General features: G+C 57.3%; 23 protein-coding genes. 10 read left to right on the forward strand and 13 right to left on the reverse strand.

The annotated features are described in order from the left end of the window. Positions 1-102 precede the first annotated feature (102 nt). Positions 103-1,296 carry an MFS transporter gene (locus tag ABLV17_RS06205; protein WP_308958074.1) on the forward strand — a complete coding sequence of 398 codons (1,194 nt, stop codon included), beginning with the start codon at positions 103-105 and terminating at the stop codon, positions 1,294-1,296. After that, the gene (locus tag ABLV17_RS06210; RefSeq protein WP_308958075.1) at positions 1,293-2,408 is read left to right on the forward strand and encodes a class II histone deacetylase; all 1,116 of its coding nucleotides are present in this window, start codon (positions 1,293-1,295) and stop codon (positions 2,406-2,408) included. The genes ABLV17_RS06205 and ABLV17_RS06210 overlap by 4 nt, the downstream gene beginning before the upstream one ends. Before the next feature lie 6 nt (positions 2,409-2,414). Here ABLV17_RS06210 and ABLV17_RS06215 read toward each other — a convergent pair whose 3' ends face one another. From ABLV17_RS06215 to ABLV17_RS06230, 4 genes are all read right to left on the reverse strand, one after another. Then, positions 2,415-3,008 carry a DUF3156 family protein gene (locus ABLV17_RS06215; protein WP_308958076.1) on the reverse strand — a complete coding sequence of 198 codons (594 nt, stop codon included), beginning with the start codon at positions 3,006-3,008 and terminating at the stop codon, positions 2,415-2,417. After that, on the reverse strand, positions 2,986-4,485 hold the full coding sequence (locus tag ABLV17_RS06220; RefSeq protein WP_087860299.1) for an APC family permease: 1,500 nt from the start codon (positions 4,483-4,485) through the stop codon (positions 2,986-2,988). Before ABLV17_RS06220 ends, ABLV17_RS06215 begins: the two co-directional genes overlap by 23 nt. A 373-nt stretch (positions 4,486-4,858) precedes the next feature. Then, positions 4,859-5,224, reverse strand: a complete 366-nt coding sequence (locus ABLV17_RS06225) for a cupin domain-containing protein (protein WP_025714914.1) — start codon at positions 5,222-5,224, stop codon at positions 4,859-4,861. Positions 5,225-5,237: 13 nt separating this feature from the next. Beyond that, the gene (locus ABLV17_RS06230; protein ID WP_020079404.1) at positions 5,238-6,539 is read right to left on the reverse strand and encodes an FAD-binding oxidoreductase; all 1,302 of its coding nucleotides are present in this window, start codon (positions 6,537-6,539) and stop codon (positions 5,238-5,240) included. A 158-nt stretch (positions 6,540-6,697) separates the two neighbouring features. Between ABLV17_RS06230 and ABLV17_RS06235 the strand changes: the two genes are divergently transcribed. From ABLV17_RS06235 to pheP, 3 genes are all read left to right on the forward strand, one after another. Then, positions 6,698-8,182, forward strand: coding sequence for an aldehyde dehydrogenase family protein (locus ABLV17_RS06235; RefSeq protein WP_308958352.1), 1,485 nt, complete (start codon positions 6,698-6,700; stop codon positions 8,180-8,182). A gap of 327 nt (positions 8,183-8,509) precedes the next feature. After that, positions 8,510-9,814 (forward strand): NAD(P)/FAD-dependent oxidoreductase, encoded by a 1,305-nt coding sequence (locus ABLV17_RS06240; protein ID WP_308958351.1) that lies wholly within the window; start codon positions 8,510-8,512, stop codon positions 9,812-9,814. A 106-nt stretch (positions 9,815-9,920) separates the two neighbouring features. Continuing rightward, complete coding sequence (gene pheP, locus ABLV17_RS06245) at positions 9,921-11,297, forward strand: phenylalanine transporter (protein WP_047054926.1); 1,377 nt, start codon at positions 9,921-9,923, stop codon at positions 11,295-11,297. Positions 11,298-11,333: 36 nt separating this feature from the next. On the opposite strand, the gene ABLV17_RS06250 is transcribed toward pheP, so the two are convergent. The 3 genes from ABLV17_RS06250 to ABLV17_RS06260 form a co-directional block, all read right to left on the reverse strand. After that, positions 11,334-11,750, reverse strand: a complete 417-nt coding sequence (locus ABLV17_RS06250) for an Exc2 family lipoprotein (protein ID WP_045381305.1) — start codon at positions 11,748-11,750, stop codon at positions 11,334-11,336. A gap of 133 nt (positions 11,751-11,883) precedes the next feature. Continuing rightward, positions 11,884-13,128, reverse strand: a complete 1,245-nt coding sequence (locus ABLV17_RS06255) for a mechanosensitive ion channel family protein (RefSeq protein ID WP_015367814.1) — start codon at positions 13,126-13,128, stop codon at positions 11,884-11,886. Between the two features lie 77 nt (positions 13,129-13,205). Continuing rightward, the gene (locus ABLV17_RS06260; RefSeq protein ID WP_308958350.1) at positions 13,206-14,633 is read right to left on the reverse strand and encodes an MFS transporter; all 1,428 of its coding nucleotides are present in this window, start codon (positions 14,631-14,633) and stop codon (positions 13,206-13,208) included. A 109-nt stretch (positions 14,634-14,742) separates the two neighbouring features. On the opposite strand from ABLV17_RS06260, the gene ABLV17_RS06265 reads away from it, so the two are divergent. Next, positions 14,743-15,612 (forward strand): helix-turn-helix transcriptional regulator, encoded by an 870-nt coding sequence (locus tag ABLV17_RS06265; protein WP_162750177.1) that lies wholly within the window; start codon positions 14,743-14,745, stop codon positions 15,610-15,612. A 24-nt stretch (positions 15,613-15,636) separates the two neighbouring features. Continuing rightward, positions 15,637-16,674, forward strand: a complete 1,038-nt coding sequence (locus ABLV17_RS06270; RefSeq protein WP_308958349.1) for a DUF2157 domain-containing protein — start codon at positions 15,637-15,639, stop codon at positions 16,672-16,674. Positions 16,675-16,779: 105 nt separating this feature from the next. Here ABLV17_RS06270 and nfsB read toward each other — a convergent pair whose 3' ends face one another. The 3 genes from nfsB to ABLV17_RS06285 all read right to left on the reverse strand — a co-directional run bounded on the left by nfsB (position 16,780) and on the right by ABLV17_RS06285 (position 18,503). Next, complete coding sequence (nfsB, locus tag ABLV17_RS06275) at positions 16,780-17,433, reverse strand: oxygen-insensitive NAD(P)H nitroreductase (RefSeq protein ID WP_308958348.1); 654 nt, start codon at positions 17,431-17,433, stop codon at positions 16,780-16,782. A 120-nt stretch (positions 17,434-17,553) separates the two neighbouring features. After that, the gene (locus ABLV17_RS06280) at positions 17,554-17,922 is read right to left on the reverse strand and encodes an MmcQ/YjbR family DNA-binding protein (RefSeq protein WP_213317360.1); all 369 of its coding nucleotides are present in this window, start codon (positions 17,920-17,922) and stop codon (positions 17,554-17,556) included. Then, on the reverse strand, positions 17,922-18,503 hold the full coding sequence (locus tag ABLV17_RS06285) for a TetR/AcrR family transcriptional regulator (protein WP_087860289.1): 582 nt from the start codon (positions 18,501-18,503) through the stop codon (positions 17,922-17,924). Before ABLV17_RS06285 ends, ABLV17_RS06280 begins: the two co-directional genes overlap by 1 nt. Before the next feature lie 173 nt (positions 18,504-18,676). Between ABLV17_RS06285 and ABLV17_RS06290 the strand changes: the two genes are divergently transcribed. Next, the gene (locus ABLV17_RS06290; protein WP_348854139.1) at positions 18,677-19,792 is read left to right on the forward strand and encodes an MBL fold metallo-hydrolase; all 1,116 of its coding nucleotides are present in this window, start codon (positions 18,677-18,679) and stop codon (positions 19,790-19,792) included. A 32-nt stretch (positions 19,793-19,824) separates the two neighbouring features. After that, a complete protein-coding gene (locus tag ABLV17_RS06295; RefSeq protein ID WP_015367806.1) occupies positions 19,825-20,166 on the forward strand; it encodes a RamA family antibiotic efflux transcriptional regulator in 342 nt (113 codons plus the stop codon). A gap of 57 nt (positions 20,167-20,223) precedes the next feature. On the opposite strand, the gene ABLV17_RS06300 is transcribed toward ABLV17_RS06295, so the two are convergent. Next, positions 20,224-20,472, reverse strand: a complete 249-nt coding sequence (locus tag ABLV17_RS06300) for a DUF1158 domain-containing protein (RefSeq protein WP_015367805.1) — start codon at positions 20,470-20,472, stop codon at positions 20,224-20,226. Positions 20,473-20,973: 501 nt separating this feature from the next. Here ABLV17_RS06300 and ABLV17_RS06305 point away from each other — a divergent pair. Next, a complete protein-coding gene (locus ABLV17_RS06305) occupies positions 20,974-23,697 on the forward strand; it encodes a cation-transporting P-type ATPase (RefSeq protein WP_213317362.1) in 2,724 nt (907 codons plus the stop codon). A gap of 40 nt (positions 23,698-23,737) precedes the next feature. On the opposite strand, the gene ABLV17_RS06310 is transcribed toward ABLV17_RS06305, so the two are convergent. Together ABLV17_RS06310 and ABLV17_RS06315 are read right to left on the reverse strand one after the other, a co-directional pair. After that, positions 23,738-24,469, reverse strand: coding sequence for a phosphodiester glycosidase family protein (locus ABLV17_RS06310; protein ID WP_308958346.1), 732 nt, complete (start codon positions 24,467-24,469; stop codon positions 23,738-23,740). A gap of 48 nt (positions 24,470-24,517) precedes the next feature. Then, entirely contained in the window at positions 24,518-25,633 is a 1,116-nt protein-coding gene (locus ABLV17_RS06315) for a YbdK family carboxylate-amine ligase (protein WP_271032048.1), read from the reverse strand. Between the last annotated feature and the right edge of the window lie 269 nt (positions 25,634-25,902).

The raw sequence follows: 25,902 nt of genomic DNA on the forward strand, positions 1-25,902 counted from the left end.
CCGCGCGCGCCGTGGCAGCACGGCGTTTTCCTGATGCCTGAGGGTATCACTCCCTGGATAACCGTCCGGGGGGAGGCTTTTTTGACTGGAGCACGCCCTACGATGTCGAGTACACCTTTTTCTGATAATACTCTTTCGCGGCCTGGCAGGCTGGTGGTGTCGCTGCGTTTGCTGGCGGCGATTGTCATTTTCGCCGCCCTTGCGCCGGGGATTTTAATGACCGCGCCGGCGGTGGCGGCGCAACTGGGCAGCGAATGGCACCTTAAACCCGGACAGATCGGTTGGTTGTTTTCGGCGGAGCTCGGCGCGATGAGCCTGGCGACGCTCCCGGCGTGGTGGTGGATGAGCCGCCTCGACTGGCGGCGGGTCGCGCTCGTTGCCTGTGCGGTATTTCTGCTCGCTAACCTTGCCTCGGCGGCGGTAACCCAGTATTCGTCGCTGCTGGCGGTACGCTTTATTGCTTCCCTGGCGGGAGGCACGCTGATGATCTTGTGCATCAGCTGCGCGGCGGGAACGCCGAATCCATCACGGGTGTACGCATTCTGGGTACTGGGGCAACTGCTGTTAGGCATGCTTGGCCTGCTGGTGTTGCCCGGCCTGTTTGTGACCTTTGGCCTGAAGGTCGTTTATCTGATTCTTGCCGCCATCATGCTCTGCTGTTTGCCGCTGGTTTCCGCCTTCCCGTCGTGTTTTCAAGCGCAATCGGCTTCCCATCGCCAGCCGTCTGCGGCGTCGTGGCGAAAGGCGCTGGCGGTGCTGGCGGTTCTCACCTTCTATATCAGCCTCAGCGCCGTATGGACCTTTATCGGCACCATCGGCAGCGGGGCGGGGTTGAGTCCGACACAGGTCGGTCTGGTGCTGGCGGCGGCGACGGTGTTCGGCATTATCGGCGCCGGCGGCGCGGCGCTGCGCGGTACCCAACGTCCGGACCGGCTGGCGGTGTGGCTGGGATACGCGCTGCTGATCGCCAGCGTGCTGTTACTGACAGGTCATCCGCTGCTGGTGCGTTACGCCATCGCGGCGCTGCTGTTTAAGTTCACCTGGACTTTCGTGTTGCCCTTTATCCTCGCTCGCGTGGCCGCGCTCGATAACAACGGCCGGTTGATGAACAGCATCAATCTGGTGATCGGCGGCGGAATGGCCGCCGGTCCGGCGATCGCGGGGGCCTTACTGCAACACTTCGCCAGCGCCAATCCGCTGCTGGCGGCGGCAGGCGCCTGCGCGCTGCTGTCGCTGATTTTGATTGCGGCGGCGTCGTCCGCCGGGAAAGGTTTAGCCAACGGGAGGATAGAGTGAAAAGAAAAACCGGTTTCTTCTTTGATGAACGTTGTTTCTGGCACAGTACCGGCCTGCACGCGGTAACGCTGCCGGTCGGTGGTTGGGTACAGCCGCCTGCCGGCGGCGGCCATGCCGAGTCGCCGGAGACCAAACGGCGGATGAAAAACCTGATGGACGTCTCCGGGCTGACGCCGCAACTGGAACTACGCAGCGCGGCGGCAGCGAGCCTGGAAGACCTGCGGCGGATCCATCCCGATAGCTATCTTGAGCGCTTTAAGGCAATCAGCGATAACGGCGGCGGCATGCTCGGCAAAGAGGCGCCGCTGGGGCCGGGGAGTTATGAAATCGCCTGCCTTTCCGCCGGGCTGGCCTGCGCCGCCGTCGAGGCGGTGCTTAAGGGCGAACTGGATAACGCCTATTCGCTGTCGCGGCCGCCCGGACACCACTGCCTGCCGGAGCAGTCGATGGGGTTTTGTTTCCTCGCCAATATTCCCATTGCCGTTGAACGGGCGAAAGCGTTGCTGGGGCTCGGCAAGGTAGCGATTATTGACTGGGACGTTCACCACGGTAACGGTACGCAGCATATCTATCTGCAGCGCGATGACGTGCTGACTATCTCATTGCATCAGGACGGCTGCTTCCCGCCGGGCTACTCCGGCGAGGACGATCGCGGCGTTGGCGCCGGCGAAGGTTACAATATCAATATTCCGCTGCTGGCCGGGGCGGGCGACGACAGCTGGCGCTATGCGCTGGAAACTATCGTCATTCCCGCGCTGGCGCGTTTTGAGCCGGAACTGATTATTATCGCCTGCGGCTATGACGCCAACGCGATGGATCCATTGGCGCGGATGCAGCTACATAGCGACAGCTTCCGGGCGATGACCGAACAGGTCCAGCAGGCGGCGGATCGCCTGTGCGGCGGCAAACTGGTGATGGTGCACGAAGGCGGCTATGCCGAATCCTACGTGCCGTTCTGCGGCCTGGCGGTGATGGAAACGCTGAGCGGCGTGCGCACCGAGGTTCAGGATCCGCTGCTGGAATTTATTCAGCAGCAGCAGCCGCGCGCCGCGTTCGCGCAGTTCCAGCGCCAGGCTATCGATCGACTGGCTCAGCAGTTCGGTCTGCTATAAACCACCTCAGCCTCCCCGCTGTGATGGCGGGGAAGTCAATGCTTTCTCTTCTGCGATTTCACCGCGCATCCACTGACTTACCGCCTGATTAATCATCGCCATCACGCTGAGCAGCAGCATCCGCTGCTGCGCTTCGAGCTTCAGATAACGGCGCAGCGGCGGCATTTTGCAGACCACTTCGCTGGCGGCCCAGGGTTCAATGCAGCAGCGCCAGTCGCGACCGTCAAAGGTCAACGAAAAGCGGCGGTAGTCCAGCTCGCTTAAGGTCTGCTGAAGATTAGGAAAACCGTTGAGATAGCCGGCGAGTTCCGCGCTCTCTTTACCGCCGATAAAGCGGACTGGCTGACGTTTCAGCCAGCCGGATTGGTGAGCGCGGATCTTACCGCGAGCGGGCCGGGTAACCGGCCCTTCGACGACAAACTCGCAGCTGTGAATGCTGGCCATAAATAGTCGCTTCTGACGCACCCTGTAGGTGACGAAGGTGGCGTCGTTCAGGCGCAACATCGCGCTGCTTTCGCTGAGTTTTTCGCTCGGCCAGCCCGCTAAATCGCGCTGCACCGCGTTCATTAATGGCGTTTCAAACCAGGGGACGGAGGGCATCAGGCGTCATCTCCCCGCGGGTCTGTTTCTCATAGTTGCCGATAGCGCGCTCGACCACCTCTTCTACCGCCAGCGGCTTGAACGGATTAACGCGCTGTACGCACAGCGTCCAGAACAGGGCATAGGCGGCGGTCAGGCCGAGCATAATCCCGAACGGCACCAGCACCTCGCGGCTGTCCATCCCCGGAGGGGTAATATTCACAATAGCGATGATAATCCCGACGCTGGAGATAATCTGCGGTAGCGGGAACCACGGCGAGCGGTAGGCGCGCGGTAGGTCCGGGCGGCGAATGCGCAGCATCACCACCGACAGCGTCACCAACAGATAGGCCACGCCCCAGGCGCAGACCGCGGCGAGGATCAGCGGTACGATGCGGTCCAGATCGCCGTTCAGGTACCAGGCGTGCAGGCAGGGGATGGCCACGCCGATGGCAATCGCGATCACCGGCGTTTTGAAGCGCGGATGCAGCCAGGTAAGAAAACGCGGCAGCGCGCCGTCCAGCGCCATACCGTAAATAATACGTGGCACCGCGGCCATCAAGGTATTAATCGTGGCGCAGCCCGCCAGCAGCAGGCCGACTCCGAGCCAATACTGGCCGGCGTGGCCCATCACCCGCTCGGCGAAGGCCGGGATAGCCATCGGCGTGTCCAGCAGATGGACGTTATTCGCCGCATCGACCACCACGTTTTCCACCTGGCGGTTAATCGCCGCGCCGTAGATAAACATGCAGCTGGCGACGCCCAGCAGACCCAGCGCCATCGCCCGAGGAATGGTGCGGTGGGCTTTTTTGATTTCCGGCGCCATCGGCGTCACCAGTTCGCAGCCGACGAACATAAACATCGCCATGCCGATATAGCCGAACAGGCCGGAGATATCGCTAACGTTCAGCGGCGTGCCGAACCAGCCGGAAAGGTGAGTCACCGGCGCCATAAAAATGCCGCACAGGCCGAAAATGGTCAGCGTCGTCCACATGCCAAAGGTAAGCACCACTTCGACCTTGCCGAAAATTTCCACGCCAATGGCGTTGAGCAGGCCGAAAATGACCACCATACCGACGCCTACCATCCAGGTGTTTTGATGGGCGGCCATCTGCGCGTTGACCGATTCGAAGTTCACCAGCGCCATAATGCCGGCGAGAATGGTCTCCGCGGTGCCGGCGAAGATATGGACGATAAGATAGGCGCACAGCGCGCCGGTAATGGCGAAGAAGCGGCCCATACCGCAGGAGATATAGTCGTACACCGAACCGGTGGTGGGGATTAACGTCGCGGCTTCGGCGAAGGTAGTGACCTGCGCCTGCATCATAATAAAAGCCAGCAGTACCGCCAGCGCGAAGGTGTCGCCGCCCATGCCAAATCCGCTGGTGACCGTCAGGATCACCGGGCTTGCCATAATCAGCCCAACCGAGCTGGCGAGGGTCGTCGGAAAGCCGACGACGCCGCGTTCAAGATGGCTGGCGAGTCTGTTACTAAACATAGTCAACCTCTGCACAATGTAGGGGAGGGCAGGGAATAGCCAGCGCCACTCCCGGATAGTCATAATTTAGGCGGGCATCCTGCTCAACGAATATCGTCCGGAAGGTGGAGAGCAACGGGTGAATCTGTGACGTAGTCCATGAATGTGGCGACTGATAAACAAGATGGCCCCGGAAACCGGGGCCATCTGTCTTGCCACGTTGCGCGTATTTCTGCCGGGTGGCGGCTAGCGCCTTACCCGGCCTACGGTCCGTGCGGCCTGCCTTTAATTTGGCCTCAAAACCCCGGTGGCGCTGCCGCTTACCGGGGCTACAGCGCTGTGCGATTTGGTAGCCCGGAGAAGGCGCAATGCGTCGCCGGGCATTATCAGCGTGTTAGCGCGTCTCAACGTTCGCCAGATAGTGTTTGACGAAACGCGGGGTGAGAATTTTCCACTCCACTTCGGTGCCTTGTTTGACAAACCAGCTGTCCCCCGGCGCGAAGCGCTGCGGCTCGCCGCCGGCGACGGTCAGTTCTACTTCGCCCTCCAGCACGGTGGCGTGTTCGGTAAATGGATAGGTCATGGTGAAGCTCCCTTCGGTGGACGAAAACAGTCCGCAGGTAAAGGCGTCCTGCGGCTCGCCGTAGATCATCGCCCCGGCCACCTGCGGGTCGCCGGCGGTCGGCGTCGCGCCGAGCAGGCTGACGCTGCCGATCGGCTGTAGTTCAGGTACCGGGTGTTTGAGTTTAAAAGCGTGCATAGCGTTCTCCTGATTAACTCCGGCCTTTCCAGAAACCGGCGGTTTGATGCATCAGTTTTCCGGCGGTGACTAATAGCAAGCGCAGGCTGTCACGGCCGTGGATGGTCGCGTGGGGAATGCTGCTTAGCAGACGATAGCGGTCGGAACCGCCATTGATCCCTTCGGCGAGGATTTTGCACACGATGTGCGAGGGGGTGACGCCGAAGCCGGAGTACCCCTGGACGTAAAAGACGTTGTTATGGTCGCGTAAGGTGCCAATCTGCGGGAACAGGTTGGCGCTGCAGGCCATCGGCCCGCCCCAGGCGAAATCGATCTTCACATCTTTAAGGTACGGGAAGACCTCCGCCAGCAGCGTACGATTCCAGGCGGCGAAATCGTTCGGCGTATACTCCAGGAAGCGGGTGGCGCTACCAAACAGCAGGCGGTTTTCACGAGTGACGCGATAATAGTTAATCACCGGGCGAATATCGCTGAAGGCGCCGCGCAGCGGGCTGATGCGCTCGATCAGTTCATCGGAGAGCGGCTCGGTCGATACCTGATAAGAGTAGGTGACCAGCGTTTTGTTGTAGATCTCCGGCTCCATATTGTTGAGGAAGCTGTCGCAGGCCCACAGCAGTTTGGCGGCTTTAACGCTGCCCATCGCGGTGCGCACCTGCACCTGTTTGCCGTAATTCACCTCTACTACCGGTGAGGATTCGAAAATCTTCACCCCCAGCGAATGCGCGGCCTGTGCCGAACCAAGCAGCATATTGAGTGAATGGATCTGCCCGCCGCCCATATGTTTCAGCGCGCCGCAGTAGACCTCGGAGCCGACCACCTGCTGTACCTCTTTCCCGGTATACAGTTCGATCTCTTCATCCGGGGTGGCGGCTTTAAACTCCTTCTCCCACTGGCGTAGTGTTTTAAGCTGCCGCTGGTTATAGGCCAGGTAGCCGTAGCCGGGGACGAAATCAGCGTCGATGTTGTATTTGCGGATGCGTTCGCGAATGATGCCCGCGCCGAGGTTGGCGATTTTAAATAGCGTCTCCAGCCCCTCTTTGCCGACGTGTTTTTTCACCGCTTCGATATCGTGGCCGATCCCGGCCATCACCTGGCCGCCGTTGCGCCCGGTGCCGCCATAGCCAAGATGGCGCGCTTCCAGCACCACCACGTTGGTGATCCCCTGTTCCGCCAGCTCCAGCGCGGTGTTAATACCGGAAAAGCCGCCGCCGATAATCACCACATCGGCTTCGATATCTTCCCGCAGCGCCGGAAAATGGAGCTGGTATTTCTTCGTCGCGCCGTAGTAATTCAGCGCATCGATTTTAATATTCATCGCGTTACCCTGTCGTCTTGCCTGGCTCAATGTCCTCATAACAGCACGCCGTGCGGGCGTTGAATATCGTCCGGAAGAATGACGTTCTTTAGAACGATGGGCGGCGCGGCGCAACCGTGCTGTGATGGGCTAACTTTGCTAAAAAACGAGTGCTGACGATGAGCGAGATAACCATACTGGCGGAAGTGACCGCCTTTTTACGCCAGCCGCACGGGCAGTTTATTGCCGGCCATCGTGAGGCGGGCCACGGCGCGCCGTTCGCTGTGATAAACCCGGCGACCGGAGAGTCAATCGCCGAAGTCACGGCGGCGGATGTCGGCCAGGCGGACCGCGCAATGGAGAGCGCCCGCCTGGCGTTTAATCAGTGGCGCGAGATGCCGACGCTGGCCCGCGGCGCGCTGCTGCTAAAGCTGGCGGACACGCTGGCAGAGCATCGCGAAGAGCTGGCGCAGCTGGAAAGCCTCTGCTCCGGTAAGACCATCACCCTGGCGCGGATGCTCGAACTGGATCAGTCGGTAGCGTTTTTGCGCTACTTCGCCGGCTGGGCGGGGAAAATCACCGGAGAAACCCTGGATGTGTCACTGCCGTCGATGGCCGGGGAAAGATATACCGCCTTTACCCGCCGCCAGCCGTTGGGCGTGGTGGTCGGCATCGTGCCGTGGAACTTCTCGATTATGATTGCCATCTGGAAGATGGCGGCGGCGCTGGTCTGCGGCTGCACTATCGTCCTCAAGCCGAGCGAGTATACGCCGCTGACGCTGCTGCGGGTGGCGGAACTGGCGAAGGCAGCCGGTATTCCGGATGGCGTGATTAACGTGGTCAACGGCGCCGGCGGCGAAATCGCCCAACGCCTTATCACGCATTCGGCCTGCGCCAAAGTGAGCTTCACCGGCTCGGTGGCGACCGGGGAAAAAGTCCAGCAGTCGGCCAGTGCGTCAGGTAAACGGGTTACGCTGGAGCTGGGCGGTAAAAACGCCGCGCTGTTCCTCGATGACCTGCCGCCAGAGGCCATGGTGAACGGCATTATCGAAGCCGGTTACCTCAACCAGGGGCAGATTTGCGCCGCCGCTGAGCGCTTTTATCTGCCGCAGGGAAAACTGGATGCGGTGCTGGCGCTGCTGAAAGACAAGCTCAGCGCTTTCGCCCCGGGGTCCCCGCTGGATGAACAAACGCTGATGGGGCCGCTGGCTAACCGCCAGCAGTATGACAAAGTCTTGCGTCTCATTCAGACCGCGCGCGAAGAGGGTGATACCATCGTTTGCGGCGGCGAAGCGCTGCCCGGCGAGGGCTATTTCCTGCAGCCGACGGCGGTTAAGGTGCGCAGCGAAGAGAGCACCCTGATGCGCGAGGAGACCTTCGGCCCAGTATGCAGCTTTATTGGCTATCGCAGCGAAGAAGAAGCGCTGGCCCGAATTAATGCTTCCCCATTTGGACTGGCGGCCAGCGTCTGGTCGGATAATATCCGCCAGGCGCTGCGCTACTCGCAGGCCATTGACGCCGGGATCGTATGGGTCAACATGCATACCTTCCTCGACCCGGCAGTGCCGTTCGGCGGCATGAAAGGATCGGGTATTGGCCGTGAGTTTGGTAGCGCGTTTATTGATGATTATACCGAACTTAAATCAGTGATGATGCGTTATTAAAATACAGGAATATCGGCATGCCGCTAATCACTATTAATTAATGAAAGATAAGACTTGCTGGTTATTATTATCTAACCCACCGCCAGGCCGCTAAATAATAATTTAGTGGCCTTTTTATTTACCTCGAATATGCGTGCAAGGAAATTGCCTGAAAACTTGTACAATAATATCCCGATTAAAAATTGCCGCCAATTAAATTTGCGATTACCAATATGCATCCCGTAATCATCTAATGGATGACTGGCATTTTATTGTTTGAATTATTGTTAACTAAAAATTATCTGAGAGTTTTTAATTAACATTTAATTAATTATTTTGGAGTTCACCTTGACTACGCCATTAAAAGAGATCGTTATTGTCGGCGGCGGCGCCGGCGGGCTGGAGCTAGCGACCCAACTGGGACGTAAATTAGGGCGTCGGCGGAAAGCGAATATTACCCTTGTCGACCGCAGCCAGAGTCATCTGTGGAAACCGCTGTTGCATGAAGTCGCCACCGGTTCGCTGGATGAAGGCGTGGATGCGTTGAGTTTCCTCGCCCATGCCAGCAAACACCACTTTTCCTTCCAGCACGGTTCGGTAATGGATATCGATAGGCAGAATAAGACCATTACTATCGCCGCGCTGCGGGATGAGCAGGGCGAAGTACTGGTGCCGGAACGCAAGTTGCGCTGGGATACGCTGGTGATGGCGCTGGGTAGTACGTCGAACGATTTTAATACGCCAGGGGTAAAAGAACACTGTATTTTCCTCGACAGCGCTGAGCAGGCAAAAGTATTTCATCAGCAAATGCTGAACCAATTTCTGCGCTATTCCGCCGACCCGCAGACGACCGGTAAGGTCAATATTGCCATTGTTGGCGGTGGCGCTACCGGCGTTGAATTATCTGCTGAATTACACAATGCGGTGAAAGAACTGCGCAGCTACGGTTATAAAGATCTGACCAACGAGGCGTTAAATGTCAGTCTGATAGAAGCCGGCGACGGTATTTTATCTGCACTGCCAAAACGGATTTCCCGCGCCGCGCACGAAAAGCTGAGTAAACTTGGCGTGAATGTGATGACCAATACCATGATCACCGGCGTTGAAAAAGGTGGCCTGCAGACCAAAGATGGCCAGTTTATCGAGGCGAGTTTAATTGTCTGGGCGGCGGGGATAAAAGCGCCGGACTTCATGAAGGATATCGCCGGGCTGGAGACCAACCGTATCAATCAACTGGTGGTGACCCCGACGCTGCAGACGACGCGCGACGCTGATATTTTTGCTTTCGGCGACTGCGCGGCATGCCCGCGTCCGGAAGGTGGATTTATCCCGCCGCGCGGCCAGGCGGCGCATCAAATGGCGCTCTTGACCGCCGACAACATTATCGCCCGCATGAAGGGGCATAAGTTGAAATCGTTCTCCTATCGCGATCGCGGTTCGCTGGTTTCTCTCTCCGGCTACACGACCTTTGGCAGCATTATGGGACATCTACCGATTGGCCCGATGATGGTCGAAGGCCGTATTGCGCGGATGGTTTACGATTCGTTGTATCGGATGCATCAGGTGACGCTGCACGGTTATTTTAAAACCGGCCTGATGATGTTATCCGGGGGGATAAACCGGATTATTCGCCCGCGCCTGAAATTGCATTGATCGTGGTTTTTTAGTCCGACATGGGGCCCGGCGCCCCGTGCAACTTGCGACAATTCCCCCTAAGTGATAAAAGGTGCCCCTTCACAAAAATACACAGGGGAACGACGTGAAAGACGCGTCAACGTCGTCGGATGCCGTGGAAGAGAGCGGCCCGACGCTTCATCGCGGTTTACAGAACCGACATATTCAACTTATCGCCCTTGGCGGCGCGATTGGCACCGGCCTGTTTCTTGGCATTGGTCCCGCGATTCAAATGGCTGGCCCGGCGGTATTACTGGGTTACGCCGTGGCCGGTATTGTGGCTTTTCTGATTATGCGCCAGCTTGGCGAGATGGTGGTGGAAGAGCCGGTATCTGGCTCTTTTGCCCACTTTGCCTATAAATACTGGGGCCCGTTCGCCGGCTTTCTCTCTGGCTGGAACTACTGGGTGATGTTCGTGCTGGTAGGGATGGCGGAACTAACCGCCGCCGGGATTTATATGCAGTACTGGCTCCCTGATGTTCCCACCTGGGTTTGGGCGGCGGCCTTCTTCATCATTATTAACGCCGTCAACCTGGTCAACGTACGTCTGTATGGCGAAGCGGAATTCTGGTTCGCGCTGATTAAAGTGCTGGCGATTATCGGCATGATCGCCTTTGGCCTGTGGATGCTGTTTGGCGGTCACGGCGGCAGTAAAGCTGGTTTTGATAACCTGTGGAAGCATGGCGGCTTCCTCGCGACCGGCTGGCATGGCCTGGTGCTGTCGTTGGCGGTCATTATGTTCTCTTTTGGCGGCCTGGAGCTAATCGGCATTACCGCCGCGGAAGCGCAGGATCCGGAAAAGAGCATTCCGAAAGCGGTCAACCAGGTGGTTTACCGTATCCTGCTGTTTTACATCGGCTCGCTGGTGGTGCTGCTGGCGCTTTATCCGTGGGTAGAGATCAAATCCGATAGTAGTCCGTTTGTGATGATTTTCCATAATCTTGACAGCAACGTGGTGGCTTCCGCGCTGAATTTCGTTATTCTGGTGGCATCGCTGTCGGTCTATAACAGCGGCGTCTATTCTAACAGCCGCATGCTGTTCGGGTTGTCGGTACAAGGCAACGCGCCGAAGTTTCTCGCCCGCGTCAGCAAACGCGGCGTGCCGGTGAATTCGCTGCTGCTGTCGGGCGTCATTACCTCGCTGGTGGTGGTACTGAACTATCTGCTGCCGCATGAAGCGCTGGGGTTGCTGATGGCGCTGGTAGTGGCGACGCTGCTGCTGAACTGGATAATGATCTGCATGGCGCATCTGAAGTTTCGCGCCGCGCAGCGTCGTAAAGGTCGCGAGTCGAAGTTCAAAGCGTTACTGGCGCCAGCCAGCAACTACTTTTGCATCGCTTTTCTCGGTTTGATTCTGGTGCTGATGTGCACCATTGACGGGATGCGTCTGTCGGCGATATTGCTGCCGGTGTGGATTATCTTCCTGTTTGCCGCTTTCAAACTGCTGCGCCGCCCGGCGTAAGGCTTATCGCCCCGCGGAATGGCGGGGCGACATAACTTATTTTATCCCGTGGAAGCCATCCAGATAGGCGCCAGCCAGCTCATTGCCAAACAGACGAGCATCCTTCGCTTCCATCGTTTCGCTCCACCGATCGCTCGCATTACCGTTGAAGGAGTGTTGCGACTTCACCCCTTCCAGCGCCTGTTGCTTAATGGCGTCGGCAACTCGCTGCGCATCGCTTTCACTCACCCCTTTTTTCCGATCTTCTTGCCCGCGGGCGTAGATATCGCGGAAGTTAGGCAGGTTCATCTGATAATTTTGCTGACGGTTAACGGTGAAATTACCGCCGACGAAATCAGAACGATGAGACACGAAGCTGTAAGCATGGCGTTCTGGCGAGGTCTTCGATGAGGTGCAACCGGAGAGGAGTGCTAAAGCGCAGCCAAGCGCGACAAACGTTGTGGTTAATTTCATTATGCAGAGCGTCCTTTGGCGATAATCCATGTTGGTGAAAAGATCATCTCCTTAAACAGTGTCGACGGCTAGCCCTGAGAAATGATAGTGGAGTGAGAGTACGCTGGCGCCCGCAATGCGCGCCAGCCGGGAATCAGGACGACAGCGCGCCCGACAGTGAACGAATGTCGTTGCCGGTTGGCGTCTGGTGAATACGCAGGCCGAACTCGTCAACCACCGCAAAGATATGGTCGAAGATATCCGCCTGAATGCCTTCATACTCCGCCCACACCACGGTATTGGTGAAGCAGTAGATCTCAATCGGCAGGCCGTTAGCGTCCGGCGCTAGCTGGCGCACCATCATGGTCATATCCTTACGTAGCCGAGGGTGGTTGCGCAGATACTCCTGCAGATAGGCGCGGAAGGTGCCGATATTGGTCATTTTGCGCAGGTTAAGCACCGAGGGTTCATTAGCGTGCTGTTGGTTCCACTCGTTAATTTCCTGATGGCGCGAGTCCATATACGGCTTCAGCAATTTGGCCTGAATCAGCCGCTGCTGCTCCTGCTCGTCAAGAAAATGGATGCTGGTGGTATCGATGTTCAGGCTGCGCTTAATGCGACGACCGCCGGAGGCCGACATCCCGCTCCAGTTTTTAAACGAATCCGAGACCAGCGACCAGGTGGGGATTGTGGTGATAGTGTTATCCCAGTTGCGCACTTTTACCGTGGTCAGGCCGATATCAATAACCGCGCCATCGGCGCCATATTTCGGCATTTCCAGCCAGTCGCCGAGTTTGAGCATGTCGTTGGCGGAAAGCTGGATGCCGGCCACCAGGCCAAGAATCGGGTCTTTAAATACTAACATCAGTACGGCGGCCATCGCGCCAAGACCGCTAATGAGAATCGCCGGCGACTGGCCAATCAGCAGAGATATGATCAGAATGCCGATAATAATCGCCGTAACCAGTTTAATACCCTGGAAGATGCCTTTAAGCGGCAGCTGCGAGGCAGTCGGGAATTTTTGCGCCAGATTGAAAATCACGTCCAGCAGCGAGAAGAAGGAGAGCATGGCGTAAACCATGACCCACAGTTGCGCGCAGGTGGATAAAATTTCCGCCGCTTCGCTGCCTTTCTGCAGCCAGAGCACGGCCTGAACGTTGACGATAATCCCCTGTAGGGTGAACGCCAGGCGGTGGAAAAGTTTATTTTGCGTGATGATCTGCAGCCATAAATGGCTGCTGGCCTGCGCCCGCTTTTCGAAGGTGCGTAGTACCACTTTATGTAGAATGAGATGAACGACAATCGCCGTCAGAAAAATAATGCCAAAAGTAATGATGAGCGAGGTGGTTGGGGTGATTTTGATGCCTAATGCGGCGATTTGCGATATTAATTCCTGCATAACGTCTCCTGTACATCCAGCGGTTATGATGACCGCTGGATGACTATTATGCAAATCAGAGGTTACACAGTTGTGAATCAGGACGCCGTCGCCGCCGCCTGCAGATTCAGGTGATGGCGCAGCCAGAGGGCTATAGCGCCCAGCAGCAGCATCATCGCCACCTCGACCAGCAGGAAGACGATCAGCGCCTGCGCATAGTCACCACCGCCGCGCTGGGCCAGGGTTAAGAACAGCGAGCCGAGAATGGCCGGCCCCAGCCCCAGCGTCGCCTGTTGCAGGGTACTGAGAATGGCGCTACCGGCCCCGGCGTCGCAGGCGCGAATGTCCCGCATCCCGATACGATAGAAACTGTTGACGATTAACGCCTGGCCATAGCCGACCAGCGCGGTGGAGGGCACCAGCGCCAGCGTCGTGGTCCGCAGGCCAAGTTGATAAAAGGTGGCGCTCAGCATCAGCAGGCCGCTAATCTGCACTGCCAGGCCAATCAGCAAAATCCGCCCCATACTATAGCGAGCGATAAGCTTCGGCGCGTACAGCGCGGAGATAAAATAGGCCACCCCGAGAGCGATAAAACTGTTGCCGGACTGCCACGGCGCCATCCCAAGCCCGGCCTGCATGGTCAGCGCCATACAAAACATAAAGCCGGACCAGGCGCTGAAGAACAGCAGCGCGATAGCCATACCAAAACGGATGCTGGTGAGCTTCAACAGCCGCGGCGGCAGCAGCGGTTGCTCGCCGCGCTGCTGCTTACGCAGCGCGCTCAGGCGCATCCAGCCGAGCAGGGGGAGTACGGCCAGCAAAAGCAGCTGTAGCTCCCATGGCCAGTGCAGTTCCGGCCCCAGCGCCATCGGGAACAGCAGGCAGCAGAGGATTAACGCCAGGCTGAAAGTTCCCTGCCAATCGATGCTGGAATGGCTTTCGCGGCGGGTTTCCGGCACATAGCGGCGGCTAAAAGCTAACACCAGCAGGCAGATAGGGATGTTGATAAAGAAGGCGTTACGCCAGCCGAGCCCGGCGATATCGGCGGAGACCAGCCAACCGCCGCCCATCTGGCCGACGATAAACGCGATGCCGCCGATACCGCCGTAGAGGCTGATCGCCCGGGCGTGGGCGGAACCTTTCAAGGTGACGTGCAGGGTGGCGAGTATTTGCGGCACGATCAGCGCGGCGCCCGCGCCTTGCAGCGTTCTCGCGGCCAGCAGGGTAGTGATTGAGTTAGCCATCCCGCATAGCAGCGAGGCGATGCCGAATACCGCCACGCCCCACAGGAACAGGCGGCGGCGTCCATAGTTATCGCCCAGTTTGCTGCCCATCGCCAGGCAGACGGCAAAGGCCACGCCGTACAGCGCGACGATAAGCTCCAGTTGGGTGGCGCTGGCATCGAGGGAGTGGGTGATCGAGTCCAGTGCCACGTTGGTTATCGAGGTATCGATTAACGGCAGCATCTGGCCGGTCAGTAACAGCAGTAAACCGGCGCGGCCGGGTGAAACAGCAGACGAATTCATCGGATCTCTCCATTGCGTCATTCAGCGTATGGCCGTAGCATCACCGATTAATTAAACGGGTACCAGTTCCTGTCTATACTGGTATTGGTACTACCATGCTGGAGGAACGATGTCGCTAATACTGCAACGTGAGGCCCCGAACCTCGCGCCCGATGATAGCCGTAAACAGCTGGGGGCATTTCTGCGCGCCCGCCGCGAAAGTCTTGACCCGCAGCGCCTCGGCCTGCCGCGCGTCGGGCGGCGAAGGACGCCGGGCCTGCGCCGGGAAGAGGTGGCGATGTTGGCGGACGTCGGCGTGACCTGGTATACCTGGCTTGAGCAGGGGCGGGAAGTGAATCCGTCGGCGGCGGTATTAAGCGGCGTGGCCAGCGCGCTTCAGTGCAGCCCGCTGGAAACCCGTCATCTGTTCGTTCTGGCAGGCTTAACGCCGCCGGAGAACACGCAGGCCACGGTCTGCGAGGGGATCAGTCCCGGAACCCGACGCATGCTTGATAGCCTGATGCCGCAGCCCGCCAGCATTCAGAAACCAAACTTTGATATCGTCGCCTGGAACGACAGCTTTTGCCGCCTGATGGGCGTTGATTTCGCGACGATTGCCGAAGAAGACCGCAATTGCATTTATCTCTATCTCACCTGCGAAACCTGGCGTAGCCGCATTGAAAATCGCGATGTGTTGCCCACTTTTGTTTCCTATTTTCGCGCGGCGATGGCTGAGCATCGCGGCTCGCCAGAGTGGGAAGATAAGCTGGCGCGTTTTTTCGCCGCCTCGGCGGAGTTTGAAGCGCTATGGCACCAGCGCTATGAGGTGCGCGGCGTCGAAAACCAGGTGAAAAATTTTAACCATCCGCAGCTCGGGCGCTTTAGTCTGCAGCAAATGTACTGGTATTCCGCGCCGCGCAACGGTTCGCGTCTGCTGGTCTATTTACCGCTGGATGAAACCGGAGAACAGGCGCTGGCCTGGCTGGATCAACAGGGCTAAGCCCGCAATGGACAAGGAACGCTTATGAACGTCACCCGCAAGCAGCAGCGGATTATTCAACGTGCTATCGAGCAATGGCAGCAGGAGGGGATCCTGAACAGCAGCGACGGCCAACGGCTGTCAGCGTCGCTATCTGTTCGCGCTTTCGACTGGCAGCGCCTGAGCCGCTATGCCTTCTGGACCGCGATGGCCTGCGTACTGATTGCGCTGGGGAGTCTGTTCGCCGACGCCGAATTGATTACGGCGATTATCAATCTTTTCAGCGACTCCGCTGTCGCGCGCATTATCCTGCCGACGCTGCTGGCCATCGCATTTTATTATTGGGGGTTCCGCCGTCAGCGTCGCGAAGCGCAGTGGCACTATAGCACCGAGGCGATTTTGTTCCTCGGCGTGATTTGCACCGCCATTGCCTTGTGGCAGCTAGGCGATCGGCTGGACGACGGCAGCGGCCACGTGGCGCCGCTGATACTGCTCGGCTGCGCGATTTACGGCCTGATAGGGTATTTTGCCCGTTCCGGGCTGGTGTGGCTGTTCTTTCTGCTGGCGCTGGGGAACTGGTTTGGCGCGGAAACCGGCTATGTATCAGGTTGGGGCGCCTACTGGCTGGGGATGAGCTTCCCGATTCGTTTCGTGCTGTTCGGCGGCGTGCTGCTGGCGCTGTGCTACTTGATGCAAAATGTATTACGCCAGCGGCAGTTGTTTACCGTCAGTAAGGCGATGGGGCTGACCTGGCTGTTTGTCGCGCTGTGGATCCTGTCGATTTTCGGCAACTACGATTCCGAGAGCTGGTATGGGGTGAGCCAGGCGCAACTGCTGCCGTGGGGGCTGCTGTTTGCGCTGGCGGCGGTGCTGTGTATTTATATCAGCCTGAAAACCGACGATGGCATGCTGCGTGGATTTGGCCTGACGTTCCTCGCCATCAACCTCTACACCCGCTTCTTCGAATTCTTCTGGTATAGCCTGCACAAGGTGGTGTTCTTCCTGATCCTGGCGGCATCGCTGGCGATGATTGGCCGCTACGCCGAGCGGATCTGGCACGCCGGCGAAGGGGAGAAAAAGTAACCTTCCCCGGTGGCGCTACGCTTACCGGGGCTACCAACTGAGTACTGGACCGTAGCCCGGATAAGGCGCAAAGCGCCGCCATCCGGGGAGGGCAGCGTGCGGAGATTAGATCTCTGTGATGGTGGTAGACTGCGGCAGGCGGGATTTCGGCAGTGCGGCGTTGAAGTCCTCCACGCTGTGATGACCGACCGGCACCACGACTACGCTGGTATAACCTTGCGCTTTCAGGCCAAACTCTTCGTCGAGGATGGAGAAATCGACGCCTTCGATCGGCACCGCATCCAGACCCATTGCCGCCACGCCGAGCAGGAAGTTGCCCACGTTAAGATAAACCTGCTTCGCCATCCACTGATCGTCATCTTTCAGCTCTTTGCGGTGCATATCGGCAAAGAAGGTGCGGCCTTTGTGGTTACCGGCTTTGGCTTCCGGAGTGGCAAAACGGCCATCGGCATCTTCCTGATCAACGACTTTTTCCAGCCACGCATCGTCCATCGCGGTTTTCGCACAGAACACGACAACGTGGGAAGCGTCGAGGATTTTACGTTCGTTGAACACGTAGGTGCCGCTGGCCGCTTTCGCGACGCGGGCTTTCCCTTCATCGCTGCTGGCGACGATAAAGTGCCACGGCTGGGAGTTGGTGCTCGACGGGCTATATTGCAGCAGCGTTTTCAGGTTTTCCGCCTGTTCGGCCGTCAGTTTTTTCGCCGGATCGAAAGCCTTAGTGGAGTAACGTTTTAAGGCAACTGAGATAATATCCATGACTCTTCCTCACAATTTTCAGCCCCTTACGGGCACATTTCGTGGGAGGAAGAGTACAGCGATGCGCGGGAAATGATAAGAGTGAAAAATGCGATAACACTTATCGCATTTATTTGAAAATCAGCCGGGACGTAGCCGACGTTGGTCTTTTTTCGCCAGCTTATCCACCACCAGATTCCACGAGTCATCAATAAGCTCGGCAAGTAAATCCTCGCTGATATCCTCGCCCGGCACCACGGTGATCCAGTGCTTTTTGTTCATGTGATAGCCCGGCTCGATACTGCGGTAAATTTGCTGATTGAGCAGCGATTTTTGCGGTTCGGCCTTCAGGTTAACGATCGCCCGCCCGCGAAGGGTCATGGTCAGCATGAAAATCCGCCCGCCGACTTTAAACACGTCATACTCTGGGCCAAACGGCCAGCAGTGTTCGGTAAAAGGGTAGGTCAGCGCGATACGCTGCGCGTGATGGTGTAGCGCTTCGTTATCCATTAATGCTCATTCTCATGCAGCGCATTCCACATAGCCTCAAAACCGAGGGCGATGATTTCTCGAGCGCGCTGCGGGTCGTGGCTGGCGAACTCGATGGTGGTTTCGGCCAGCGACAGGAACAGGGCATCGCCGAAGGCGCGATAGGCGTCGCTAAGGAAAACCGCTTTCACCGACAGCTGACACATCTCGTTCAGCTCGGGAAAACTCTCTTTAACCTGGCTGCGGGTTTCATCGGTGATGCGTTCGCTCAATGCCATGCGGCGAATGGCGCGGTATTCCATAGGGTTACGCATCCCCCAGTCGATATAGCTGTTCCAGATGTTGCGCGCGTTCTCTTTCGGGCGCTTTTCGTCAGGATTGAGCCCGTCGATCATCGTCTGTACTAAGCGCATCTTAATGGCGAGGTATAACTCGTTGAGCAACTCATCTTTAGTGGCGAAATAGCGAAACAGCGTTCCTTCAGCAACCCCCGCGCTGCGGGCTATCGCCGATGTTGAAGCGGCAATGCCGGACTGGGCGAAAGCGGCCGTGGCGGCTTCCAGTAACGCTTGTTTTTTATCTTCACTCTTAGGACGAGCCACTACATTTTACCTCGCTGAAAGTTAAACCTCGATCTAATCACGGCGGACCGCACAACTGCAACGCCAGATGTCAAAAATTGAAAATAGTCTTGACGATTTTCTACTCCTTCCTAATAATGAGTGCTTACTCACTCATAATCAAGTTATATCATAAAGTCCCCTGGATGGGGCTTTTGTCTGGTCAGGATATGAACCGTGTCACCTTTAGCGTGGTCGCCATTATGTTATTAGCAGCAGCAACGACATTGCCGTTTGTTCTCAATGCCGGTTTTGGCAAAGCGCCGCAGGGTGCGCAGCTCAGTCTTGTCGAACAGTCGCCGAACTACCGTGACGGCCAGTTCCATAACCAACTGCCGACGCCGGGATTCACCGGGCAGAAAAACATGCTGGCCGCGTGGTGGGATTTTCTGGTCACGAAGCGAGAGAACGCGCGCCCGCAGCAGCCGTTGCCGCTGGTGAATACCGATCTTGCCGGTCTACCTTCTGGTGAAGACGTGATGGTCTGGCTCGGTCACTCATCGTGGTATCTGCAGCTGGCGGGTAAACGTATCCTGATCGACCCGGTATTTAGCGATTACGCCGCGCCGTTTTCTTTCATCAATAAGGCTTTCCCCGGTGATTATCCGTGGAACGCGCAGCGGATGCCGGGGATCGATCTGCTGATTATCTCCCACGATCACTACGACCATCTCGACTACGCCACCATCAAAGCGCTGATGCCGAAAGTTAAACGCGTGGTGACGCCGCTCGGCGTCGGCTCGCATCTGCGCTACTGGGGAATGGATGCGGCGATCATTGATGAAATGGACTGGAACCAGGCGGTAAAAATCGGCGATGAACTGACCGTACACGCGCTGCCGGCTCGCCATTTTTCCGGCCGCGGGTTGAAACGCAACCAAACCTTGTGGGCCAGCTTCCTGTTCGTCACCCCGCAGCAAAAGATTTATTACAGCGGCGATAGCGGCTATGGCCCGCATTTTAAGGCCATTGGCGAGCAGTTTGGTCCCATCGACCTGGCAATCATGGAAAACGGTCAATATGACCAGGACTGGAAATACATCCACATGATGCCGGAAGAAACGGCGCAGGCCGCCGATGATTTACGCGCCCGGTCGGTATTACCGGGGCATGCCGGACGCTTTGTGCTGGCAAAACACAGCTGGGACGATCCGTACCAGCGGCTGGCGGCAGCCAGTGAAGGACGTGAGTGGCGTTTAGTCACGCCAATGCTGGGCGAACCGGTGTGGGTCGCTGATAAGACACAATCATTTAACGCCTGGTGGCGCTAACCGCCAGAGTGGTTCAGGAGGAGAGAAGAGATATGAATATATCCGCTCAGGTGATTGACACTATCGTGGAATGGATTGATGACAATCTGCATCAACCGCTGCGAATTGATGATATTGCGCGCCATGCCGGATACTCAAAATGGCATCTGCAACGGCTGTTTTTACAGTACAAAGGGGAAAGTCTCGGGCGCTACATTCGCGAGCGTAAACTGCTGCTGGCGGCGCGCGACCTGCGAGATACCGACCAGCGGGTTTATGATATCTGCCTGAAATACGGCTTTGATTCTCAGCAAACCTTTACCCGCATCTTTACCCGTACTTTCAATCAGCCGCCGGGCGCGTATCGCAAAGAGAACCACAGTCGCGCGCATTGAGCGCCGGTCGCATACCAGTCCGCCTCTTCGGCGGGCTTTTTTTTGCTCGCTTGCGGCTTAATCTGCCAGCGAGAACCAGCGGCGCCATATCCAGCGCAATACCAGATACTCAACTACCCCCAGCGCTAAGAACCACAGGCAGAAGATCAAAGTATAGAGCTGGTTGAGATCCATCAGGTGGAAGGATGTGACTAGCTTTTGCGCCAGCGTCAGGCCGAGCGAGGGCGCCGGCAACAGCAAGCATGAGATCAGGGCTAACAGCAAAATGCCGGCGGCGGATAACAGCGTTTCCAGCGGGTGTTTCATTATAATGTTAATCGTCAGTTAAAAAACATATTGTCCGGTAAAAAGTCCGTTAACGCAATATGCTTTATCTGCTGATTGATTTACGTCATTCATATTATTTCTAATATTATTAATAAAAAACCCTCTGTTAATTTATTGGGTAATATTTGTGATTAAGTTAATTTCACCTGGATGTAAATTAACGTCATTTATTACCCCAGCATTTTTACAAAAGTATAGGTACTATATCCCACTATTGTGGCAATAATGATTGCCAACGCGACATACAGCGCCAGTCGGCGTCCGCGGTAGATTCCAAACATGTTTCACCTCGTTTATAAATGGTTTAGAAATACCCTGTAATATTTGTTTTTCAGAACCAACTTACCATGTATTTTTTAATTTGCGAGCAAATAAATGTTGTGGCTGGATAATTTGATCTTGCTCGCAAAACGCATTAATTCATTGGCCAGAAATGATTTCAGGCTTTCCGATTCACGGAATTTAAAAGGAAACTTTATTTTGACCAAGATGATTAATCCCCACAACATCACGCCTTCGGGCGACAGCGCGCCGCAGCAGGCTTATCAGCAAACAGTCGAGGCGGTACTGGCGCAAAAAAAGAGCCATGCCGACGGTCTTAGCAGCGCTGAAGCCGCCGGTCGCCTGAAATCATACGGCCCTAACGCACTGCCGGAAAAGAAAGGCAAACCCGCATGGCTGCGTTTTCTCGCCCACTTCAACGATGTCCTGATTTACGTCCTGCTGGCCGCTGCCGCGCTCACTGCGGTGATGGGCCACTGGGTCGATACTCTGGTTATTCTCGGCGTTACCGTCATAAATGCGTTGATCGGTCATATTCAGGAGAGCAATGCCGAAAAATCGCTGCAGGGGATCCGCAACATGCTCTCCAGCGATGCCCGCGTACAGCGAAACGGCAAGCATGAAACGATTCCCACCCGTGACCTGGTGCCGGGCGATATTGTTATTCTGCGCGCCGGCGATCGCGTTCCGGCGGATCTGCGCCTGATTGAAAGCCACAATCTACGGGTAGAAGAGGCTATCCTCACCGGTGAGTCGACGGTGGTGGATAAAACCACCGTGACGCTACAGGGGGAATTGCCGCTGGGCGACCGCACCAATATGGTCTTCTCCGGCACCACTATCAGCGCCGGCAGCGGCGTCGGTGTGGTTACCGCTACCGGTCAAGAGACCGAGCTAGGCCACATCAATCAGATGATGGCGGCTATTGAAAAGCACCGTACTCCGCTGCTGGTGCAGATGGATAAGTTGGGGAAAGCGATTTTTGTCATCATTCTCGCGATGATGGTGGCGCTGTTCTTCTTCAGCCTTGCGTTGCGCGATATTCCGCTGGGCGAGCTGCTGCTGTCGCTGATTAGCCTCGCGGTGGCGGCGGTGCCGGAAGGCCTGCCGGCGATTATCTCGATTATCCTGTCGCTCGGCGTACAGGCGATGGCGCGCAAGCGGGCGATTATCCGTAAGCTACCGACGGTTGAAACGCTTGGCGCGATGACCGTGGTGTGCTCGGACAAAACCGGCACCCTGACCATGAACGAAATGACGGTGAAAGCAGTCATCACCGCTGACTGCTGCTACCGTGTAGAAGGCGATAGCTATGAGCCGCAGGGGCGCATTTTCCAGGAAGGCAGCGACGAACCGGTGGTGGTCCAGCCGGGTAGCGTGCTGGAAACCTACCTGCGCACCATCGATCTGTGCAACGACAGCCAGATCGTTCAGGACGAGCGTGGCCTGTGGGGTATCACCGGCGGCCCGACCGAAGGGGCGCTGAAGGTGCTGGCGGCAAAAGCCCGGTTGGCGCCCCTCGTTACCCGGCTGGTGGCGAAGATTCCGTTTGATTCGCAGTATAAATATATGGCCACCCATCAGCAGATTGGCGATGAAGAGCGGGTGCTGATTACCGGCGCGCCGGATGTCATCTTCGCCCTGTGCGGCCAGCAGATGAGCAAACAGGGGCCAATGCCATTTGACCGTCAGTACTGGGAAGACGAAATGGCGCGCTTCGCCCGGCAGGGTTTACGGATGGTTGCCGCCGCCTGTAAACCGGCAACCGTCGGCAGCGCCACATTGACCCACGATGATCTGAAGGAAGGTCTGGTGTTCCTCGGCATCGCCGGAATGATGGATCCGCCGCGTCCGGAGGCGATTGACGCGATCCACGCCTGCCAGACCGCCGGGATCCGCGTGAAGATGATCACCGGCGACCACCCGCAGACGGCGATGAGCATCGGCCAGATGCTGGGGATCGCCAATAGCCGCCAGGCGATAACCGGCTATCAGCTTGAGCATATGGATGATGCCGAGCTGGCGAAGGCTGCAGTGGAGTTTGATATTTTCGCCCGTACCAGTCCGGAGCATAAGCTGCGCCTGGTAAAGGCGCTACAGGATAGCGGCGAAGTGGTCGGCATGACCGGTGACGGCGTTAACGACGCCCCGGCGCTGCGCCAGGCCGACGTGGGCATCGCCATGGGCATTAAAGGGACCGAGGTGACCAAAGAGGCCGCCGATATGGTGCTCACCGACGACAACTTCGCCACCATCGCCAGCTCGGTGAAGGAGGGGCGTCGCGTCTATGACAACTTGAAAAAGACCATCCTGTTCATCATGCCGACCAACCTCGCGCAGGGACTGTTGATCATCATCGCGCTGCTGGCGGGCAATATTATTCCGCTGACGCCGGTGCTGATTTTGTGGATGAACATGGCGACCTCGGCCACGCTCTCCTTCGGCCTGGCCTTTGAAGCCGCCGAGCGCAACGTGATGAATCGCCCGCCGCGTAAGACCGGCCAGCACGTGATGGATGGGTTTGCCGTCTGGCGCGTCGCCTTTGTCGGTTCGATGATTGCCGTCGCCGCTTTTATTCTCGAAGCCTGGCTGGCGCCGCGCGGCCACAGCGCCGAGTTCATCCGCACCGTGCTGCTGCAGATGTTGGTGACCGCGCAGTGGGTCTATATGATTAACTGCCGCAGCAGCGACAGCTTCTCCCTGAACAAAGGATTGCTGCGCAACAAAGGCATCTGGTTGGTGACCGGCGTTCTGTTGCTGATGCAGTTGGTCATCATCTATGTACCGCTAATGCAGAACATGTTCGGCACCGAAGCGCTACCGCTGCGCTACTGGTTCGTGACCCTGGTAATTGGTGTGGCCATGTTCCTGGTGGTTGAAGTCGAGAAGCGGCTGACCCGCCGTTTGCGTAAACCTGCTTGATACCGTCCGGCGCCCCTTCAGGATTGAGCGGGCGCCATTTTCATTTAGCCAGGTTTTTTCTTTCTACGGTTATCATGGTGACGAAAGGGTGATACTGCCACGGTATGCCGCCGCCCTTTTGATACATTTTTGAAATCGTGCCGTCGAGGTACAGCATCTGGCGCACGTGGAGTTTGGACTGCGCGTAACAGGCAAAATCGTAGAAATTGGTTTCGCGCTCGCTAAGCATAAATACCACCCGTCCCTGTTTATCAATGCCGACGCCGTTGCGCAGCTTACGCGAGCTGGCGGAGGGCTTCAGCCGCCAGTTAATGGCGCCGTTTTCAATCAGCATCGGACCAGACTGCACGGCGTAGGTTATCTCAGGCGATGGCGTAAACTTGTTGATAGGCGTTATTCCCGCCCGCTGGCCTTTCAGCCAGAATACGCCGCCGGGGCGAATGAAAAAATTGCCGCCGCCGGAGGCGCGGTTGAGGGGCTTTATCTGCTCGCCATTTTCGATATACAAGCCCAGCGGTTCGTAGGCCTTATCGTATATCCCGCCGTTCATCGCCATCTGGACGCGGTCGTCTTTATTGATATCGGACAGCAGCGATCGTAACGATCCCCAGGCTTTACCATTTTGCTTTTGCCAGTACATCACGATGCGCTCTTGCTGCGGATTAACCGTATAGCTTTGCAAGATCAGCGTTGGGTCGGTGAGAGTACAGGCTGCATGGGTAAAGGCGGTGAAGGGGAGAAGCGCAAGAGGGATCAGGCGGCGTAATAACATGAACAATCCTTTTAAATATCCTGCGCCGAGTATACCCGTTTCGCTTCCTTATGCCGCCCAAATCTCGCAGTGCTTTTGTACCAGACCGATCAGCGAACCGCCGTTGGCGATGAATTCGCGCATCTGCTGCGCTTCGCTGATGGTGGACCTGGCCTGGCGCACAACCGATTCCAGCGCCGCGCTGGCGTGCACCTTATGGGCAAAGGGCGCCAGTCTGTCGGCTAACTGTAGAATGTTCGCGCGGATGCTCTGTTGTTCGCCGGACCAGACATCGGTTATCACCCCGTCGAGGCCGTAACGACAGGCCTGATAGCGGTTGAAAGGGTAGAGTAGATAATCTTCTGGCTGATGTTTAAACGGTCGTTCGCTTAACAGCCAACAGGCCAGCGTCTGGATAAATCCGGCGATATTCACCGCCTGGCCTATCGTCAGCGGCGTATCCATCACCCGCACTTCGACGGTACCGAAAACCGGGCTCGGGCGAATATCCCAGTGCAGATCCTTCATGCTGTCTATCATGCTGGTGTAGCTCAGGCGGCGGAATAAACGCTGAAAGGCCTGCCAGTTCTCTACCCACGGCATCGGCCCGTTGTCGGGATAGGAAGAGAAACGGTTCAGGCGCGAGCAGGCGAAGCGGCTGTCGGTGCTGTCGAACCACGGCGAGGCGGCGTTGAGGGCGATAAAGTGCGGTACAAAGCGAGACAGCCCGTGTAGTAAATAGATGGCGTCATCGCCGTTCTGACAGCCGACGTGGACGTGCTGGCCAAACACCGTCGCCTGCTTTGCCAGATAGCCGAAGTGCTCGACGGTTTTCACATAGCGCGGGTTATCGCTGATTTGTTGACGCTGCCAGGCGTGGAAAGGGTGCGAACCGCCGCCGCAGATTTGCAGGTGGTGACGGAGTGCGGCGCGCTGTACCGCCTGATGGATGGCGCCGAGCTGTGTTGTGGCGTGGCTGATATCGCGACAGATGCCGGTCGCTATCTCCAGCATGCTTTCGGTGATGTCGTGTTTGGCCTCTCCCGCCGTCAGTTCATCCTGCACATCGGCAATCAGCGTGGAGGCATCCTGGCTGAGGTCATATCCCGGCGGGTTGACGACCTGTAACTCCAGCTCAATACCAAGCGTAAAAGGCGCTGAGACGTGAAAATCGGGTAGCGTCATCGTCGTTCTCCTGTCCCGCTTAAACTGCAAGTATAGGTGAAGCGCAGAGAGTGCGGGCAGGATGAGAAAACCCCGCTTACCGGGGCTACAGCGCTGTGCGATTTGGTAGCCCGGATTAGCGCAGCGCAATCCGGGAGGCCGGGTGGCTTCAAAATCCCCGGTGGCGCTGTCGCTTACCGGGGCTACAGCGCTGTGCGATTTGGTAGCCCGGATTAGCGCAGCGCAATCCGGGAGGCCGGGTGGCTTCAAAATCCCCGGTGGCGCTGTCG

The organism is Klebsiella sp. CN_Kp091, assembly GCF_040065095.1.
Classification (GTDB): Bacteria; Pseudomonadota; Gammaproteobacteria; order Enterobacterales; family Enterobacteriaceae; genus Klebsiella; species Klebsiella aerogenes.